13 protein-coding genes are annotated in these 16,835 nt (G+C 43.2%); 10 read left to right on the top strand and 3 right to left on the bottom strand.

What is annotated here, in order from left to right:
• Positions 1-64 precede the first annotated feature (64 nt).
• From AACQ21_RS11975 to AACQ21_RS11965, 3 genes are all read left to right on the top strand, one after another.
• On the top strand, positions 65-1,042 hold the full coding sequence (locus AACQ21_RS11975) for an ABC transporter permease (RefSeq protein WP_013855660.1): 978 nt from the start codon (positions 65-67) through the stop codon (positions 1,040-1,042).
• Between the two features lie 2 nt (positions 1,043-1,044).
• Positions 1,045-1,983 (top strand): ABC transporter permease, encoded by a 939-nt coding sequence (locus AACQ21_RS11970; protein WP_010319654.1) that lies wholly within the window; start codon positions 1,045-1,047, stop codon positions 1,981-1,983.
• A 166-nt stretch (positions 1,984-2,149) separates the two neighbouring features.
• Positions 2,150-3,076 carry an SPOR domain-containing protein gene (locus tag AACQ21_RS11965; protein ID WP_019281823.1) on the top strand — a complete coding sequence of 309 codons (927 nt, stop codon included), beginning with the start codon at positions 2,150-2,152 and terminating at the stop codon, positions 3,074-3,076.
• Positions 3,077-3,110: 34 nt separating this feature from the next.
• Here the strand turns inward: AACQ21_RS11965 and AACQ21_RS11960 are convergent, their stop codons facing one another.
• Positions 3,111-3,860: a chromosome partitioning protein ParA gene (locus AACQ21_RS11960; protein ID WP_105976530.1), complete on the bottom strand. Its 750-nt coding sequence runs from the start codon at positions 3,858-3,860 to the stop codon at positions 3,111-3,113.
• A gap of 97 nt (positions 3,861-3,957) precedes the next feature.
• Here AACQ21_RS11960 and AACQ21_RS11955 point away from each other — a divergent pair, with 97 nt between their 5' ends.
• The 3 genes from AACQ21_RS11955 to AACQ21_RS11945 all read left to right on the top strand — a co-directional run bounded on the left by AACQ21_RS11955 (position 3,958) and on the right by AACQ21_RS11945 (position 7,876).
• Positions 3,958-4,854 carry a response regulator gene (locus tag AACQ21_RS11955; RefSeq protein ID WP_105976529.1) on the top strand — a complete coding sequence of 299 codons (897 nt, stop codon included), beginning with the start codon at positions 3,958-3,960 and terminating at the stop codon, positions 4,852-4,854.
• A 189-nt stretch (positions 4,855-5,043) separates the two neighbouring features.
• Positions 5,044-5,808 (top strand): substrate-binding periplasmic protein, encoded by a 765-nt coding sequence (locus tag AACQ21_RS11950; protein WP_013855665.1) that lies wholly within the window; start codon positions 5,044-5,046, stop codon positions 5,806-5,808.
• An 880-nt stretch (positions 5,809-6,688) separates the two neighbouring features.
• The gene (locus AACQ21_RS11945; protein WP_258174176.1) at positions 6,689-7,876 is read left to right on the top strand and encodes a hypothetical protein; all 1,188 of its coding nucleotides are present in this window, start codon (positions 6,689-6,691) and stop codon (positions 7,874-7,876) included.
• Between the two features lie 94 nt (positions 7,877-7,970).
• Here the strand turns inward: AACQ21_RS11945 and AACQ21_RS11940 are convergent, their stop codons facing one another.
• Both AACQ21_RS11940 and AACQ21_RS11935 read right to left on the bottom strand, forming a co-directional pair.
• Positions 7,971-10,433 (bottom strand): DNA cytosine methyltransferase, encoded by a 2,463-nt coding sequence (locus AACQ21_RS11940; protein WP_105976528.1) that lies wholly within the window; start codon positions 10,431-10,433, stop codon positions 7,971-7,973.
• 338 nt (positions 10,434-10,771) lie between these two features.
• Positions 10,772-11,155: a hypothetical protein gene (locus tag AACQ21_RS11935; RefSeq protein WP_105976527.1), complete on the bottom strand. Its 384-nt coding sequence runs from the start codon at positions 11,153-11,155 to the stop codon at positions 10,772-10,774.
• A gap of 599 nt (positions 11,156-11,754) precedes the next feature.
• Here AACQ21_RS11935 and AACQ21_RS11930 point away from each other — a divergent pair.
• From AACQ21_RS11930 to AACQ21_RS11915, 4 genes are all read left to right on the top strand, one after another.
• On the top strand, positions 11,755-12,273 hold the full coding sequence (locus tag AACQ21_RS11930; protein WP_019281889.1) for an Hcp family type VI secretion system effector: 519 nt from the start codon (positions 11,755-11,757) through the stop codon (positions 12,271-12,273).
• Between the two features lie 140 nt (positions 12,274-12,413).
• Complete coding sequence (gene tssI, locus AACQ21_RS11925; RefSeq protein WP_105976526.1) at positions 12,414-14,393, top strand: type VI secretion system Vgr family protein; 1,980 nt, start codon at positions 12,414-12,416, stop codon at positions 14,391-14,393.
• Positions 14,393-15,181 carry a DUF4123 domain-containing protein gene (locus tag AACQ21_RS11920; RefSeq protein ID WP_105976525.1) on the top strand — a complete coding sequence of 263 codons (789 nt, stop codon included), beginning with the start codon at positions 14,393-14,395 and terminating at the stop codon, positions 15,179-15,181. Before tssI ends, AACQ21_RS11920 begins: the two co-directional genes overlap by 1 nt.
• Positions 15,171-16,778, top strand: a complete 1,608-nt coding sequence (locus tag AACQ21_RS11915; protein ID WP_105976524.1) for a hypothetical protein — start codon at positions 15,171-15,173, stop codon at positions 16,776-16,778. Before AACQ21_RS11920 ends, AACQ21_RS11915 begins: the two co-directional genes overlap by 11 nt.
• Positions 16,779-16,835: the final 57 nt, after the last annotated feature.

Here is a 16,835-nt window from a genome sequence, read left to right as displayed (position 1 = left end):
TCGTTCCTATTAAAGTTAATTCAATTTTAAAAAGAACCATCATGGATAGTTTAAGGGGCAAGGAATGTTTTCGTTTCTGGTCAAGCGCCTGTTTCAGGCACTGATAGTGATGTTTGTGATCAGTCTGGTGGCGTTTGCCATTCAGGATAACTTAGGCGACCCATTGCGTGAGCTTGTTGGGCAGTCTGTTTCAGAAAGCGAGCGCCAAGCGCTGCGCGATGAACTTGGACTGAATGATCCTTTCATTGCCAAATATACTCGTTTTATTACGGCCGCGGTGCAGGGTGATTTAGGCACGTCCTACTTTTTCAAACGTCCTGCGGTAGACGTTATTCTCGATAAATTAATCGCAACGTTAGAGCTTGTGCTCGGTGCGACTGTAATCATCATTGTCTGTTCCATTCCATTAGGGGTTTACACAGCCATTCATCCCAAAAGCTTCTTTACCAAAGTGGTGATGGCGGGCAGCAGTATTGGTATTTCTATCCCAGTGTTCTTAACTGCGATTATGTTGATGTACGTTTTCTCGATCACGTTAGGTTGGTTACCATCGTATGGACGAGGGGAAACCGCCAATTGGTTGGGTTGGGAATCTGGCTTTTTCACGGCTGATGGATTAGCACACTTGGTGCTGCCTTGTGTTTCACTGGCGTCGATCATGCTGCCGCTGTTTATTCGTTTAGTTCGTTCTGAAATGTTGGAAGTGCTGAGCTCGGAATACATCAAATTTGCTAAAGCTAAAGGCTTGGCATTGAACAAAATCTACTACCAACATGCCCTTAAAAATACCATGTTACCGGTGCTAACCGTCGGCGGTGTACAAATTGGGACTATGGTGGCCTACACCATCTTAACCGAGACTGTTTTTCAGTGGCCGGGTACGGGCTTTCTTTTCCTTGAAGCGATCAACCGAGTTGATACTCCGCTGATCACCGCTTACGTCATATTCGTTGGCCTGATTTTCGTTGTCACCAACACCATTGTCGATCTGTTATACGGTCTGATTAACCCGACTGTGAACCTTACTGGAAAAGGAGCTTAATCATGAGCCAATTTGCTGCTGCTCCATCTCGTTGGGAGCGTTTTAAACAGTCTGATTTTTTGTACTATTTCTTGCGTGATAAAGTGGCGATGACCAGCTTCGTCATCTTTTTGGTATTCTTAACTTTGTCTGTCGCTGCGCCACTCATTGCCCCCAGTAACCCGTACGACCTATCATCGATTGATCTGATGGATGCAGAATTACCTCCCTCTTGGATGGACGGAGCTGATGAGCGCTTTGTTCTCGGCACGGATGAGCAAGGGCGCGATATTTTGTCGACCATACTGTATGGTTCGCGTCTATCACTGACGATTGGCTTTTTGGCGGTCGGTTTACAGTTGCTACTTGGTATCGTGATTGGCCTTTCTGCTGGCTACTTTGGCGGACGTATTGATAGCTTTTTGATGCGTTTTGCCGATGTACAGCTATCGTTTTCAACCATGATGGTGGCGATCATTGTTTCGGCAATTTTCAAAGCCAGTTTTGGGAGTGAATTTTATAGTCAGTATGCGGTTGTGATGCTGGTGGTGATTATCGGCGTGGCTGAGTGGCCACAATACGCGCGGACAATTCGTGCGTCAGTGCTCGCCGAGAAGAAAAAAGAGTATGTGGAAGCGGCTCGTGTGATGGGTTTTAAATCGCCACGCATCATGTTTCGCCATATTTTACCTAACTGTTTATCGCCTATTTTGGTTATCTCAACTGTGCAAATTGCCAATGCGATCATGTCTGAAGCGGCACTCTCTTTCCTAGGTTTAGGTTTGCCAGTCGATCAGCCATCATTGGGTGCTTTGATTAGCATGGGCTTTAACTACATCTTCTCTGGCGCTTGGTGGATTACGGCTTTCCCTGGTTTTGTACTCGTCACATTAGTGTTGGTGATCAATCTGTTGGGTGACTGGCTACGCGATGTTTTTAACCCAAAAATTTACAAAGGGTGATGTGGCAATTGATTTTTGCTAAAGAAAATCCCTAAACTAAAAGCCGCCGTCAAATGCGGCTCTTTTTTTGCTAGTATTTTTGTTATACCCAACCCAAATCCATTGAACTAGGGAACATTGAATCGGTAATGTTGTCACTACTATTAAGCAAGTATATGGACTCAATATGATGACCCTGATGCGGAAAACGACCCTGTGTGTGACATCAAGCCTAACGGTGTTGGCGTCGCTGGCTTTATTTCAACCCGCTTGGGCGGAAGATTTTCTTTGTGATGCGACTCAAGCTTCTGTCGATCAGCTGCCCATTCTTGATAAAGCATGCCCAATAGGGCAAGGTTTATGGGGAAAGAAAAAGCCCAAAGGGCAATCATCCACTTTTTGGATTCAGTGTGGTGTGTTAAATAAGCCATTATCTTTGCTGAAAGCCAAAGCGTTTTATACCCATATTTCTACCGATGTATGGCTAAAACCAGAAGCGAAAACGTATCGTTGCTTAATCGGTCCTTATACTGATTATGAGCAAGTAAAAAAAGAACTGCCTCTTATCCAGCAAATCCCCGGTTACAAAGAAGCTTTCATTCGTGAGGTTGTCAAAGGGCGCCCACAGTCTAGCTCGCCGATAAAAAAGACAACTTCCGCTCAAGCAACGTCTGCCGCAAAACAAATCACCAAAAAGTCTTTACCGAAACCACAAGTGGAAATGGCGAGTTCGCCATTATCAACGAAACCATCAACCAAAGCGCCAGCTCTTAATGTTCCGCCAGCGGTTGAAATTCGTTTGAGCACCACCGCAAACGGTTTGCAGTTTGTGGTGCCTCATTTACGTTCGAGTGATGAACAGTTCTATATGGAACATGGCCTAGCATGGAGCCGCCTAAACTACGAGGTGGCAGAAAAAACCTGCCAAAAAATGGCGATGCGCTTGGTAACGGAAGAAGAGTGGCAACGCCTTTTGGATTCAAAACAGATGGACAGTAACCAATGGCCAATGCACTTACCTTATTGGGGATGGTCGCAAAAAGGGCTTTTTACCAACGGTAAAGTCAGCCAACTGAAAGGTTCCTCATTACTCAATGTTATTTGCGTTAAATAAGTGTCTCAGTTTGCCGTCAGAAATGGCGGCAGCGCTACTCTTTCTTTCCCTCTTCGAGTAATTGTAGATAGCGTTGTTCGATAAAATCTTTTTCTTTACTGATGTGATACAACTGTTTTTTCATCGCTTCGACATCGACAGAAGTGCTACCTTGTTTGGCTTGCTCTTTGTATTTCTCAATGGTCTCTAGTAGTTCTTTTTTCTCGGCTTGATAATTTTTTGCCATTTCGTAGAAATCACCCGCTTTACTGATCTTGATGTATTCCGCTTCTAACTGTTCAAACTCTTTTTCGATGGTGGCTTTTTCTTCTTTCAAACTGTCAACGGTATCAGTTTGAGCAAAGAGTTTTTTACGAGTCACTCGTAGCCCTTTCACACTTTTATCGAGATCGCCTTTCAGTTTGCGGATCAACTTATGCGATTTACTCAATTTCTCATTGAGCTCATCAATTGAAGCCTGATCTTCGGCACTAATGCCCTTAGAAGAGGAATTTTTGATGAGAGAAACCTGTTGCTCGAGCGCTTTTTGAATGATGATTAAATCATTCAGAGTCGAGCTATGCTCTGCGGTGTAGTTCAACGCATTTTCAACGGATTGTTGGCATAGATGAAGCGTGTCTTCATCGCTATCACTTTTATTACGAGTAAAACCATGCGCAAATTTCCTAAATTCACGCAGGATCAGCAGCAGGATAAAAAACCAAGCCAACAAGATAATAAGCCCGAGATCGATCGCTAAGAGCGATAAAACCTTTTCGGTGAGGAACTCTTGTATTGGCATCACATAAACCCACTTTTGTTGCTGTATTTTCAGGTAAGTTTAGTTGTTGTAAAAAAATGTGCCTATACTTTGAACAAGTTAGGTCATAGAAAAATATGCTGTGAAGATTCTCATTGTTGATGACAGTAAAGCGACACTTGAAATAGTCAGACGAGCCTTAGAGGCGTTTGGCTACCGACGTTTGTCCATTCAAAAGGCAGACAATGGTAAGGCCGCACTCAAGCTGATTGGCAGTTGGCAGCCGGATATTGTCTTAACAGATTGGCACATGCCCGGCATGACGGGGCTGGAGCTGACACAAGCGATAACCAAACGTAAGCTCGGGATAAAAGTGGCAATGCTCACCACGGTGGCCGATGAGCAACAAATCAAACAGGCGCTTGAAGCTGGAGCGTCGTTTGTGTTATCGAAACCGTTTGACGATGGTGAACTGCACCAAAAGTTGCTTCCTTTAGTGCAAGGAGCGGAAGATAGCTGCATTGAATTAGATGAAATGGTCGAGCTGCAAGATGAGTTGGCTTTACCAAAGCTTTCGCAGCTAGAGAAGCTGCTAAAAAGAGCGGTAGGTGCTGATATCGTGCTGAATAATATTCGTCGCCAATCGTTTGATGAGAGTAAAATTCCTTGTTTGATGGCAGTCTATGAAGATGGCGAAACGCAAAAGCCGCGCGCGGTGGCACTGCTTGATATCTACGCCGTTTGTGTCTTTGCTAAAGGCAACCCCAGCATTACCAAAGAGCAACTACAACAAGCGGTACACAGCAAAATGGTCAGTAAAGATATTCTCGATACTTGCCAGAAAGTGTTAAGTGCTTCCGCATTAGCGTTTCTTGATAATCAAACCCGCAAAAGCTTGAAGTTAAAAAATATCAGTTTTATCCCTCAATCATTTGAAAAGCTCGAAACCCTATTTGCCAAAGAAGCGGATAAACGGGTCGATTTTTCCTGCCAAATGGGGGCGTTAGCCCAAGGGAAAATTACTTTAGTGGGATTTTAATCATCTTTAAGAGCATATTCTGAGGTTATCTTTATGACAGGATGATTTTTGCTATTGGGCATATTCTTAGATGATATTGATGAGCCGTTATTCATGAGATATAAGCAAAATTGCCACTTAGTGACTATATTTAAGTTATTCCTAAAAGTATTTAACATTAGGATTAATTGATTAATTAAAGGAAGCGATATGATAAAGTTTATACGGATATTCATCATTGGTTGCTTAAGCCTATTTATGTCAGCCCCACTTTTAGCGAATGTTACGTGGGAGGGGCATTGCCGAGATAGAAAGCCCTATCTTTATTTTGAAAATGGTGAGTGTAAAGGCCCTGGTGGCGATGTGATTAACCAGGTTATTCTTAAGTTGGGGCATAAAGTCCATTGGACAAAAGTTCCTTGGGCAAGAACCATTGGTGTTGCACCACAGGGTGGAGTTGATCTTATTCCTCTGCACTCTATGGATGAAGAGAGAGAACAGTTTCTTCACCCATTATTAATGGGGTATGGTGAAAGAGAGGTGTTTTATTTTACTCGGACGAACTCGGATATTGATGCAAATAGTTTTGATGAAATTGTCAGCCGAGGTTTTGTTATTGGTGCACTCAATGGCAGTTTTTATAGTGACCAATTTAACCAAAATACAGACAAATTAAAAATCAGTTTTGTCACTAGCGTAGAACAAATTATCAATATGCTAGAGGCTAGTCGCATCGATCTTGCTATCACCTCTGAACAGCATGGGCTTAATCTTTTTGAAAATGACCCTAAATTAAAGAAAATAAGTTATAAAAATATTTACCTAAATGGTCGTTTTTTTAGTGTGCCTAAACGATCGGCGAACTATCAGTATATCGATCAGCTAGAGAATATTTTAGCTGAAATGCGTCGTTCCGGAGAGATTACTAGGATATACGAATCTTATAACTTAGAAGCCCCAATTCAGAAAGAGTAGATTGAGGAATATTACTTTTTATTTTTATATTTCATTGCGATATATCTATTCGTAATTTAAACAGCAGCGAGGCGGCTTATGACTCGCTGCTGTTTTACGATAAAGAATATATTTAGTTTCTCATGGTATCACAATACTACCACACGTAATTTCTGGAATTAATCTGTAAAGCTTTGTCTGCTCTAGTCTTGCGGCATTTTCCAGAAAACTTCCCGGTTGAGGCTGAATTTTAATGGATTTCTGTCACATTCAGCATTTTTCCAGAATTTTCGTTGTTAAGCCAGTGCAGAAATTCAGTGTGTTTTGTCTACACTAATGTCGGAAGCTTGCTGCAACGCAATAGTGTTGTTAGAGGACAAAATAGTTTCATCGGAAATGTGGATTTTTCATGCATTTTTTATCAATGTGAATGCTAAGGTTTGATCATTTTTTAGGCGCATCACTAATGCCAAATCTAAGGAGATGATAATAAAGATTGACCAATTTCAAAAACCTTTCTGTACAAAAGCTTCTTAGAGTTCGTACTTAAATTGTGGTTCGTCGAATTAGTTTTAGTATGGCAAGCTAGTATGATAATTTTCTTAAAAAATCATCAAGATATCATCACCTTTGACGGCGTTCGTACAATTTACATATCTAGACATCGTGCTTGTTCAACACTTGGGATTAAGCGCAAATAACAAAAACTATCGTTAACTATCAATTGCTAAAGCTAGTGTCACTTGCAAAAGTTGAACGATTGTTTCGTTCAATTATCGACAGTCTCGGCAATAGGGTTTGCCAACGCTTACACTAAAAAAGTACAAAAACATTGTGCGTTCCTTAATAACTTTGTAGATTCAATGGGATATATGCAGTACCCCTTGAGGCAAGTCAACCTGTGAGAAAAATTAAAGAAAGTATTGAGGCGCATTTCGATTCACTGAATCTAGATCTTCGTCTTAATGGTAATGGCCGCTACTTTGACCAAAAGTGTACATTAGACGTGCTTTGCTCGGTTAGTGATGTCATTTTAGAGATGCATGAAAACGGCCAACAAACATTTACCGTGAAGAATGTCATGTATTCCGATGAGTTAAATGAAGTGATGGCAGGGCATTTCAAAAAGCCAGCAATCAGTGATCCTGGCGCTGCTCGTGAATATGATAAAGTCGCATCGATGCCAATCAAAGCTCTGACACAAGCAGGTGTACTCCAAGAAACAGGAAAATCTGGAAACGCCACCCTCTACAGAGTCGCCAATGAGGACTTTCTTAGTTACATTGCTGCCAGCGAGCGTAACACTCTAAATTTTGTCGTCAGTTACCTAACAAAAGTAATGCGTGATAGCGGTCTTTACCCTAAATTTGAGCAGTTCTTTGCTAGCCCGAACAAGGTCAACTATTCAGATCTTAAAGAGAGCTACAGCAGCTTTATCATCAACTACACCAAGATTAATGGCGTTACGGAATGTAACCGAATATTCCCTAAAGTGCTGAATCCCATCGCCTTTGCTAGATCCTCACATGGTTCAAAAGATGGGCATCTGTCATCAGGGCCAATCCCTTACCAAGATCTCATTTACAACCGTCCTAACTTTAGAGACCTAAACAAACCGAAAGACATGCCAAGGGCCACATTCCTTGAGCAAATTCCAGAGGAAACGACCACTGAGGTCTACCACGTCAACAAAGCGAAGAAGAGTGTACGTCGCTACCATGAGGGCAAGAGTGAGGTGAATCGCTTTAAGGAATTGGAGGCTAGCCATGTGCACCATATTTTCCCTCAAGCAGTCTTCCCTGAGCTTTCTGATACGCTTGAAAACCTTATATTACTAACGCCAGGGCAGCACCTAGCCTACGCACACCCCAATGGCAACACTCAGACCGTATCAAAGTCTTACCAACTGGTTGGCCTACTCGCGAAATTAGACAGCATTGAACGCTCGGTCTTCTCTCAATTTGATGAGTTTTATAGCTTGAATGAGTTCATCAATGTAGTGAACACAGGGTTAGATTCCGATTTGCTTACCGAGGGGATGGGCGTGGAAGAGATCAGACATAAAATTGCTGCGGCATATATCAACTAGCTTTGCCACCTAGGCGCTCAAAACTTGAGTAAAAAAATAGTAGGCGTCATACCTGCTATTTTTTTAATAACAATCTTCAAGCTGCATTATTAGATTAGCGTTTCATCCCAAAGTAACTCACTGAAACACTGTCGATATTCATCGAACGTGTACCATAGTTTCTCGCGATGCGATAAAACTGATTAAACTCAGAACTTGAGAAGTAATCAATATTATCATCGGTCACCACATCATCGGTATATAAAATTGCCGCTGAACCATCAGCCACGCTGCCTTTTGGCAGGCGTGTTGCGCGTGGATTGTAGGTCAGGTTCGGCACCAGAATTACATTGGCATCGAGATACTTTTTCACTGCGAATTCTGAGATATCATCCACATAGCAATCGTAATTTTCAATGTCTTTGATGTCCCCATGGCCGATATTGCGCGACTTAATTACGCGATATTTACCCTGCTTTTTCGTGTGTTTCTTGGTGATTTGACGGTCACGAAAAACTTTAAACTTACCAAACTCTAGGGTCTGGAAAATCTCATCAAACCATTCATTACGATACAACAACCAACTATTGAAGTAGTTATGAGTCAAGTAGTCTTGCTCAAGCACAAAGTAAGCCTTGTTCAGGTAAGAGTAAACGCTCACCTGACTGTGGTTTTTAGGCTTGGAAGTTGTGTAAGTAACTGAAACAGTCTCAATTTTCACATCGAACGCTTTTTCATTGTAATCGTTGATATGCAGCAGTGTGTGCATTTCTAGCAACTTTCGCGTCTTCATATATTCCGGCGCATTTAGTAGCGCTTTTGGTACAATTAATGAAACATGCTTGCCCAACTTGCTGCATTTCTCAATAAAAAACGAGAAAATGTTATTAGTAGTTTGGTTCGCCAAGCCACGACGATACTTACTAAGCAGGCTGTTATCTTTGATTTTCATGTACGGCGGATTACCAACAACCACATCGTAGGTTTTGTTGGTTTCTAGCAGTAAGAAGTCTTCATTAAAAAAATTGATTTCTACATTATCGAGCGAGATGTATTTGTTGATCAGCAGTTTACAAAGTTCAATCGAATCTTTGTTGATGTCCACGCAATCAATGATCAGTTTTTTACCTTGATACTTTTTGACAATTTGATGCAAGAAGTTACCCACACCAACCGCCGGCTCTAGTACGCGTAAGGTGTCAGAACTAATCTCCGGCAACGGCGCTATTGCTGAAAAGCAGATTTCTTGGTCGGTGTAATATGCAGCGGTATCAAGTCGTTCTGCGTTGGCTAACTCACAGATTTTGAACATGTCTTGTGATGCATAGTCTTGCCAGTTCTTCTCAACGAACTTGTAAAGTGTTGCCATGTCTTCCAAGTGATACTCTCGGATGGTATCAGCGATCTGTTTTTCAGATAAACGAGGAGACTTCACACCTATGATCTTACGTCCTATTTCACCGAACACGGCGCTAGGCACCGCTTCACCCAAGCATTGGCGAATATTGATATCAGTCTTCTTTCTAAACTGATTTTTTACTTCATAATTAGCAGCGTTGGTTGGTACAGTACCACTTGGGAACCATTGAAAAGACTCAGGGATCGACATCATCAGCATCAATTCACGAATACTGAAAACGCGGTCATCCACCGGATGGACAGTGTTTTGGCTTGGCAAACAATCGTTGCGTGTGTGAATACAAGGCGCGACCTTATCCCAAAGCTGACGTTGATACTTATCGCCATTTTTGCTCTGGTTCACCACAATTTGTCCATCGACAACCTTGTGCGGCTTTAGCTTGTCGTCGGTATTATCAAATGCACTCTTGCCGTAAGGAGTGGCCTTAATCCAAGGCAACATTTCTTCTTTATACGGCCTGAATGAGTGGAAGAAATCATCCTCAGAAAATTCACCCATCTTTTTTAGATATGGTAAGTGACCAATAACGTCTTGCAGTGTTTTCTCGGGGCGGAAATCTGGATAAAGATCGAGCGGTGTCACGCCTTTTTGATCTCTTCTAACACCAATTACAAGTGTACGGGTGCGACTTGAGTTCGCGCCATAGTTCTTGAGGTTAAGAACTTTGCTTTCAATCTGGTAGTCTGGGCCCAAGTTGGTATGGATAGCCTCTTTGATAGGTTTATCGACACCATCGAGATCGGTACACACTGATTGAAGAAACGCGCGTACGTTTTCAAAGATAAAAAACCTTGGCTGCTGTTCTTTGACAATCTTCAAAGACTCAACCACTAGCGAGTTACGCCCAAGCTCCTCATTTTTCTTATGGTTAGCCACACTCATGCCTTGGCACGGAGGCGTCGCCACAACGAGGTCAATATCTTTAAGCTTTTTACGCTGCTTGTAGGCAGCTATTTCACCGTAAAGCCTGTCATGCGTGTCTTTTTGAGTAAGATCACCACAGATGTATCCAGAATCATACTCACACTTATTGTTGTATTTTTGGATGTTTAAACGCTTTTCTAACAGTTCAGCAGTGGCGATACATTTAAACCCAAGTTCTTTTAAACCGAAGCACCCAACTCCCGCCGAACTGAATAGGCTGACGTACGTTAGCATGATATACCCTCATTTATTGACATGCACATTCTAACACACTTAATCAAAACTTGAAGGGATAAAAAGAACCATTAAATTAACTTGTTGATTAACATGTGATTATTTTTTATTGTGGTTTTTTTTGGGCGAGAAACATGAAAAAACCAGCAATATGCTGGCTTTTAGAGTGTAGTGGGAAAGGATGGATTGGAACCATCGAATGCAGTGCGAATAGGTTTACAGTCTACTTTCTTCGGCCACTCGGGAACCCCTTCCAAATGTGTATGCATAATAAAGAAAAATTCAGGCTGAGTACAAGAAAAAGCTCTCCACTTCAGTTCAAGTGCCTAAATTTTGTATCAAGCACTGTAGCCGTCATCGAAATCCTGTTGGCGAGCAGTTGGCACCGTAGCTTTTACTGACTGATAATCAGGTTCAGACTGGAAGCTAAAACTATGATGTAAAGTCAAATGCTCAAGATATTGGTTACAATTGATGCGACCTAAAATGTTACCAACTCCAGCACTTACGCGACCAGTATATAAAGTTTTGAACTCAAAGAGGCGATCAAAAATTTTAATACGGCATTCATGCCCCCAAGCACCTTGGTGTTGGTTGTTTTCCCAAACTAACTTGCAAGCTCGCGTTTCAATTGAACGAACTAAGAAGCCTAAAGCATAATAAAAGTGTCGCTCGTCCGAAAACACCAAGTAGGGTCTACGAGAACCAAAAGATAACTTCATAATATCTATCCTATATTTTTATATGTAGACAGAATAACAACATAATTTCGTGATTTCTGTGATGAATAAGACCTAGCAATGACTTAGGGACATTCTTTAATTAAAAAGGGTGCTACATCACTGATCAATGACAAACTGTGGTAAAAACGTAGCAAGCACCTTTCTAATTTAGCCTATTTAGACACCAAAATAGAGTCTAGTGACGTTACTGAGCTGGGATTAGATTTAGTAGGAAAAATGCACGCCCCTAAATTTTATAGAGTATTTGATCTAGCGAGTGTTGGGGCAAAAACTGTTTTAGCTTAGCTGCCCCCGACAGACTTGATATAGCCCAAAAGCGATCAATCATTTATTGTAAATGATCAGACTTTATTCGAACTGAAGAGACTTTTTTTCTTCGGCAGGTGTGATGGGCAAAAATTTTGTTACCGTGAGCAATTTTTTGCCCACGCGAGCAATTTATTGCTTGAGTGTTTGCTGGGTTTTTCTAACCACTTGATATATAGATCTTTTTGATTTGGCATTTCTTTTGCGTAGAGAAGCATCAAACTGTGCGATGTGGTTCACATCGCTTTGATTCACTCAATAAGGATTAAGCTATGCCAACTCCATGTTATATCTCTATCGAAGGCGAAACACAGGGCCTCATCACTGCTGGTGCTCTTTCTACTGACTCTATCGGCGATGCATTCGTTGAAGGTCATGAAGACCAAATGTTGGTTCAAATGTTTGACCACGTTGTGACTGTACCGACCGACCCACAATCGGGTCAGCCTTCAGGTCAACGTGTGCACAAACCATTCAAATTCACCGTCGCGCTCAACAAAGCGGTTCCTCTGCTTTATAACGCCCTCTCTTCGGGTGAGAAGATGAAATCGGTTGAGCTAAAATGGTACCGTACCTCTATCGAAGGTAAGCAAGAGAACTTCTTCACGACCAAACTCGAAAGCGCGTCTATCGTGGACATTCATTGCGAAATGCCACACTGCCAAGATCCAAAAAACGGCGACTTCACACAAAACGTTACGGTTTCTATGTCTTACCGTAAAATCCTGTGGGATCACGTGAACGCGGGTACTTCAGGCTCGGATGACTGGCGCAAACCCGTCGAAGCGTAAGCGTTGATTTTGGGTGGCTGGCGGATGTTGCGTAAGCAAAGCCAATCGAGTCAGCCACCTTTTTTAGCCTTAAGCAAAGTGCATTCAATGAGTGTGACTTGCTTAAGGCTTTGCTGTTTCTAGTGTAAAGAGGATGGAAGATGGCCACGCTGAATTTTACGTTAAAGGTTGATGGACTCGCAGAGGATGTGTTTGTAGTGCGAGACTATCAAGGTCAGGAGTCGTTATCGGACACGCGACTGGTCAATGGTGAGCCTTGTTATGGGTTTCGTTATCACATTGAGCTGGCGAGTCGTCAATCCACGCTCAGTGCGATGGACGTGGTGGATAAAAACGCCCAGCTTGCGGTTATCCGTAATGGTCAGGTGGTTCAGTACGTGCATGGCATTGTTCGCCATTTTGGTATCGGAGATACCGGTCACAGCCACACCCACTATTCGCTGACTCTAGTGCCTGCATTAGAGCGGTTATCACTGCGCCATAACAGCCGTATTTTCCAGCTTAAAATGGTGCCTGAAATCCTTTCCGTTTTACTCGAAGAGATGGGCATCAGTGATTACGCCTTTTCACTCAAACGCGAGTGTGCTCAGCGTGAATTTTGTGTTCAGTACCGTGAAACCGACCTTGATTTCTTGCATCGCTTAGCCGCCGAAGAGGGGTTGGTGTATCACTTTGTTCATCAGGCTGGTAAGCACACGTTATTTTTCAGTGATGACAGCCAAAGCTTAAGCAAACTCGATAGCCCGGTACCTTGGAATGCCCTGTCTGGAGGGGTATCCGACACACCTTATGTGTCCAAGTGGGCTCAACACACTCAATCGCATGTGGCGCAGAGCCAATTAGCCGATTACAGCTTTAAAAAACCCGCTTACAGTTTCAGTCAAAACGCTCGTGGTACGGAGATGAATTACCAACAGCCGAACTATGAGCATTTTGATTTCCCCGGACGCTTTAAAGACGATGTGAGCGGTAAGGCGTTCAATCAAATTCGTTTAGAGTATTTACGCCGTGAAGCGCACACAGCGCAAGGCGTCAGTAATGAGCCTCGTTTACGCGCAGGGACAAAGTTTGACCTCATCGACCATTTGGACCCGCGCTTTAACCGTGATTGGGTTGTAGTGAGTATTGTCCATACCGGGAGCCAACCTCAAGCCCTCGAAGAATCGGGGGGCAGTGGCGCGACGACCTACTCCAACCATTTCACTGTGATACCCGCTCATGTGACGTGGCGAGCCACGCCGCAACCCAAACCACAAGTGGATGGCCCGTGCATGGCGAAAGTGGTTGGCCCAGACGGTGAGGAAATCTTTTGTGATGAGCATGGCCGGGTCAAGCTGCATTTTCCATGGGACAGAGAGTCTGAGGGGAATGAGCTAAGCTCATGCTGGGTGCGCGTGTCTCAAGGATGGGCGGGAGGACAATATGGCATGATGGCCATTCCTCGTATTGGTCATGAAGTGATTGTGTCTTTTCTTCATGGCGACCCAGACCAACCGATTGTCACTGGGCGCACGTACCACGCGACCAATACGTCGCCTTACGTCTTGCCCGACCATAAAACCAAAACCGTGTTGCGCACGCAAACCCACCAAGGCGAAGGGTTTAATGAACTGAGCTTTGAAGACCAAGCAGGGCAAGAATTGGTATATGTGCACGCGCAAAAAGATATGCAAGTGAAGGTCGAGAACTCTCATCATGCCCGCATCAACTATGACCAGAGTGTGAGTATTGGTCATGATGAAATGCATGTCGTCGCTAATGACCGCAAGCTCACGGTGGATGGCTCACAAAACCAGGTTACAAAAGGTAACTATCTCTCTGATACTAAAGGGGATAAACACGAATCGATTGGCGGTGATTTGGCACGCAAAATTGCGGGTGCCATCGGGGTCAGTGCCGACGGCGACATTACGATAAAAAGTGGCAGCAAAATTACCCTACAAGTTGGCGGAAGTTTTGTTGTGATTGATGCCAGTGGCGTCGCGATAGATGGTGGTACCATCTTGATTAAATCGGGAGGCTCACCCGGCTCACTAGCCCTTCCTTCAAGCGCGGAGGTTTTAGAAGCGGCCGCCTCAGCTGGGAGCGCTTTTGTCGCTAACTGCCCGGAGATGAGCTGATGCGTCATTTAGTCAATTATGCCGTAGTGGATCGAGCCGTGGCTCCTGAGTTTATTGCCGAAGTAAAAAAGTCGAATAACGAGCATTGGTGTTTATTTCCAGAGCCAATCGAAGAAGACTTTGCCCTAGTGGCTCCTTTTCTGGTGCTCATGACCCCAGAGCTTACCGCGCAGCTCACCACGAAAAATGCCCCTTGGGGATTTTTCCTTCAATCAGATCATGACCACAAGACGCTTCGCGCTCATCTTCGTCGTCTGATGAATATTGAGATCCTACAGACCAAAGAGCGGCTATTTTTTCGTTACTACGATCCACGAGTGCTATGGGCTGTCCTCGATGGATTTGAGCCACTCTGGCTAAACCACTTCCTCGGCCCGATACAGAGCGTTCATACTACATTCCCACAACAACGTGCGTCAGACTTCGAGCCATTGCTGACACCCTATCGCCGATTTGGGTATGAAACATTCACACCGTTTCCAATAGAGCGCATTCACTATCAAGCCATTCTTGCTCAGTGTGAGCAAAACTTGGTCGATGAAGTTGCCAGCATTGTTGGCGATACGGACAAAGTTTTTAGCGAAGCGCTGGTCAACCAATTGATTGAATGGGAGATCTCCCTTCCAACTTACATCAAAAGGGTTGCACAGTGGTGTTCAGATGAGAAAATTACTAGCCTGCTTAACTTTCCCAAGCCGTGGCAAACACTGTTGTCGAACACTCAATATCCAGCGGATTATCGAATCATGCGTCTTCAGTCTGAAGTAAGGACAACTCATGTCATGTAAACACCCGGCAGGTGTTGCCTGCCGCTGTAATCTAAAAGGCGATTGTTTAGTTCGCTACCAAATCACTAGCGATGCAGGACTATTCGAGTTTAAAAATGGCGATAACAAAATTTCGAACATTAAGCTTGTCGATAAAGGACAAGGAACCAAAGTCAACATTGCGATAGAAGGAAAATGCACCAACAATCTGACCACATGCCCAACAGGTTACTTGTCGGACGAACGCTCTTTCTCAGAAGCGCTTTCTACTTCGCAATGTAAAGACCATACCTTGGTTTATCGTCAAAAATCAGGACAAGAAGTCGGCTTGTTTAACGCAATACAATACTTATTGGCTCAAGATGGATATGCAGGGATCCCCTATACTCGATATAAAGTATGCATTACTCAATGTGCGGGAAAACCACAAACGATGCAAACACAGTGGCTTACACCACCTATTCAATATCTGTTGGGAGAGCTCCCCTATGACACTTACATTGACGTCTATCCAAAGGTAGACATTGAATCGAAGCTAACTCTGGACTATTCCGGCTCAAAATCCAATCTAACTGATGAACAAAGATATACGCAATATATAGAGCGTCAAAAAAAGGGGATGCATGATGGCACTCCGATACCCACTCAAGAGATCAAAAAGAAATTTAATCTTTCTGGCACATTGACCGTATCTCAAGGAAGTTCAAAAACCGAGTATTCGGCATCAAAGACAATGACTAAAAGCAATTTGGTTAACGTCAAAAACATACAAGACTCCTTTGAAAATTTCCGAGAACAATGGAGCTTGATTAACGGTATCATTGGCATCGTTGAGCAGTTAAAAAATGGTACTTACCAAAATACTGGAGCGGACAAAGTAAAACTGGTCAGTCTTGACTTTGGGCCACCCAAACTTGTCCTAGAGGGCAAGAGAAGCAGTGAGATTGTCGATTCAAAAGTCGTGACGACCGGTAATGTAACCTTAAAGCTCGATCCTCTGTTGGACTTAAAAATTAGCCTCGACTTAATTTTGGCGGCGGCAGCATACTTTAAAATGGAAAAGGCCGTCGCAGAAATTCGAGAACAAGCCAAAAGCCTAGAAGACAAAGTTAAAGCGGGAGAAATCGGTGCTTACGCAGGTGCAGAGCTTTTCATTTCACTCGCCACAAAGCTTGATGCTTCCGGCACAGTTACTTTCAGTTCTGCTCAACCCGCCAATTACGATCTGTCGCAAGTGGCAACGGTCACGCTCTCTTCTTTAGTCAATTTAAGAGGAGGGGCAAAAGTTTGGGTCGTGGAAGGGGCATTTTTATTAGAAGCCAAGGTGGTTGCAGAAGGAAAAATTGCCTTAAGAAGCAAAATTAAAGACAAAAAACCTCTTGTCGAACTGATTTTTTTCCACGATGGAATTAAAGCAGAAGTAAAAATTGAAGTGGCGGCTCGTAAAAATAGTGAAAATACGAAAAACACAATGGGGAACAGCGGCCCTAATTCTTGGGATTATGTAGAAAGTTCTACTGAGATCAGTGCTAAAAAAACAAATACCAAAGAGTGGATTTGGGCAAAAGCATTAAGTGAAGCCAATTCACTCTGCCGTACAACCTTAATTAGCGGATAAGAAGAGTCTAATGATGAAACCATATTTAACCCTATTAACCCTGCTATTACTGAGTGG

The sequence above is a fragment of the Vibrio sp. V01_P9A10T6 genome (assembly GCF_963877065.1).
GTDB classification, from domain to species: Bacteria; Pseudomonadota; Gammaproteobacteria; order Enterobacterales; family Vibrionaceae; genus Vibrio; species Vibrio anguillarum.
The sequence above is the reverse complement of the archived record's forward strand: the minus strand, read 5'-3'. Positions and strand labels throughout refer to the sequence as shown.

What these genes read in the sequence shown, in the direction of transcription:
- AACQ21_RS11975 (WP_013855660.1), top strand. Translation starts at nt 65, where the DNA reads ATGTTTTCGTTTCTGGTCAAGCGCCTGTTTCAGGCACTGATAGTGATG.
- AACQ21_RS11970 (WP_010319654.1), top strand. Translation starts at nt 1,045, where the DNA reads ATGAGCCAATTTGCTGCTGCTCCATCTCGTTGGGAGCGTTTTAAACAG.
- AACQ21_RS11965 (WP_019281823.1), top strand. Translation starts at nt 2,150, where the DNA reads ATGATGACCCTGATGCGGAAAACGACCCTGTGTGTGACATCAAGCCTA.
- AACQ21_RS11950 (WP_013855665.1), top strand. Translation starts at nt 5,044, where the DNA reads ATGATAAAGTTTATACGGATATTCATCATTGGTTGCTTAAGCCTATTT.
- AACQ21_RS11940 (WP_105976528.1), bottom strand. Translation starts at nt 10,433, where the DNA reads ATGCTAACGTACGTCAGCCTATTCAGTTCGGCGGGAGTTGGGTGCTTC.
- AACQ21_RS11935 (WP_105976527.1), bottom strand. Translation starts at nt 11,155, where the DNA reads ATGAAGTTATCTTTTGGTTCTCGTAGACCCTACTTGGTGTTTTCGGAC.
- AACQ21_RS11930 (WP_019281889.1), top strand. Translation starts at nt 11,755, where the DNA reads ATGCCAACTCCATGTTATATCTCTATCGAAGGCGAAACACAGGGCCTC.
- tssI (WP_105976526.1), top strand. Translation starts at nt 12,414, where the DNA reads ATGGCCACGCTGAATTTTACGTTAAAGGTTGATGGACTCGCAGAGGAT.
- AACQ21_RS11920 (WP_105976525.1), top strand. Translation starts at nt 14,393, where the DNA reads ATGCGTCATTTAGTCAATTATGCCGTAGTGGATCGAGCCGTGGCTCCT.
- AACQ21_RS11915 (WP_105976524.1), top strand. Translation starts at nt 15,171, where the DNA reads ATGTCATGTAAACACCCGGCAGGTGTTGCCTGCCGCTGTAATCTAAAA.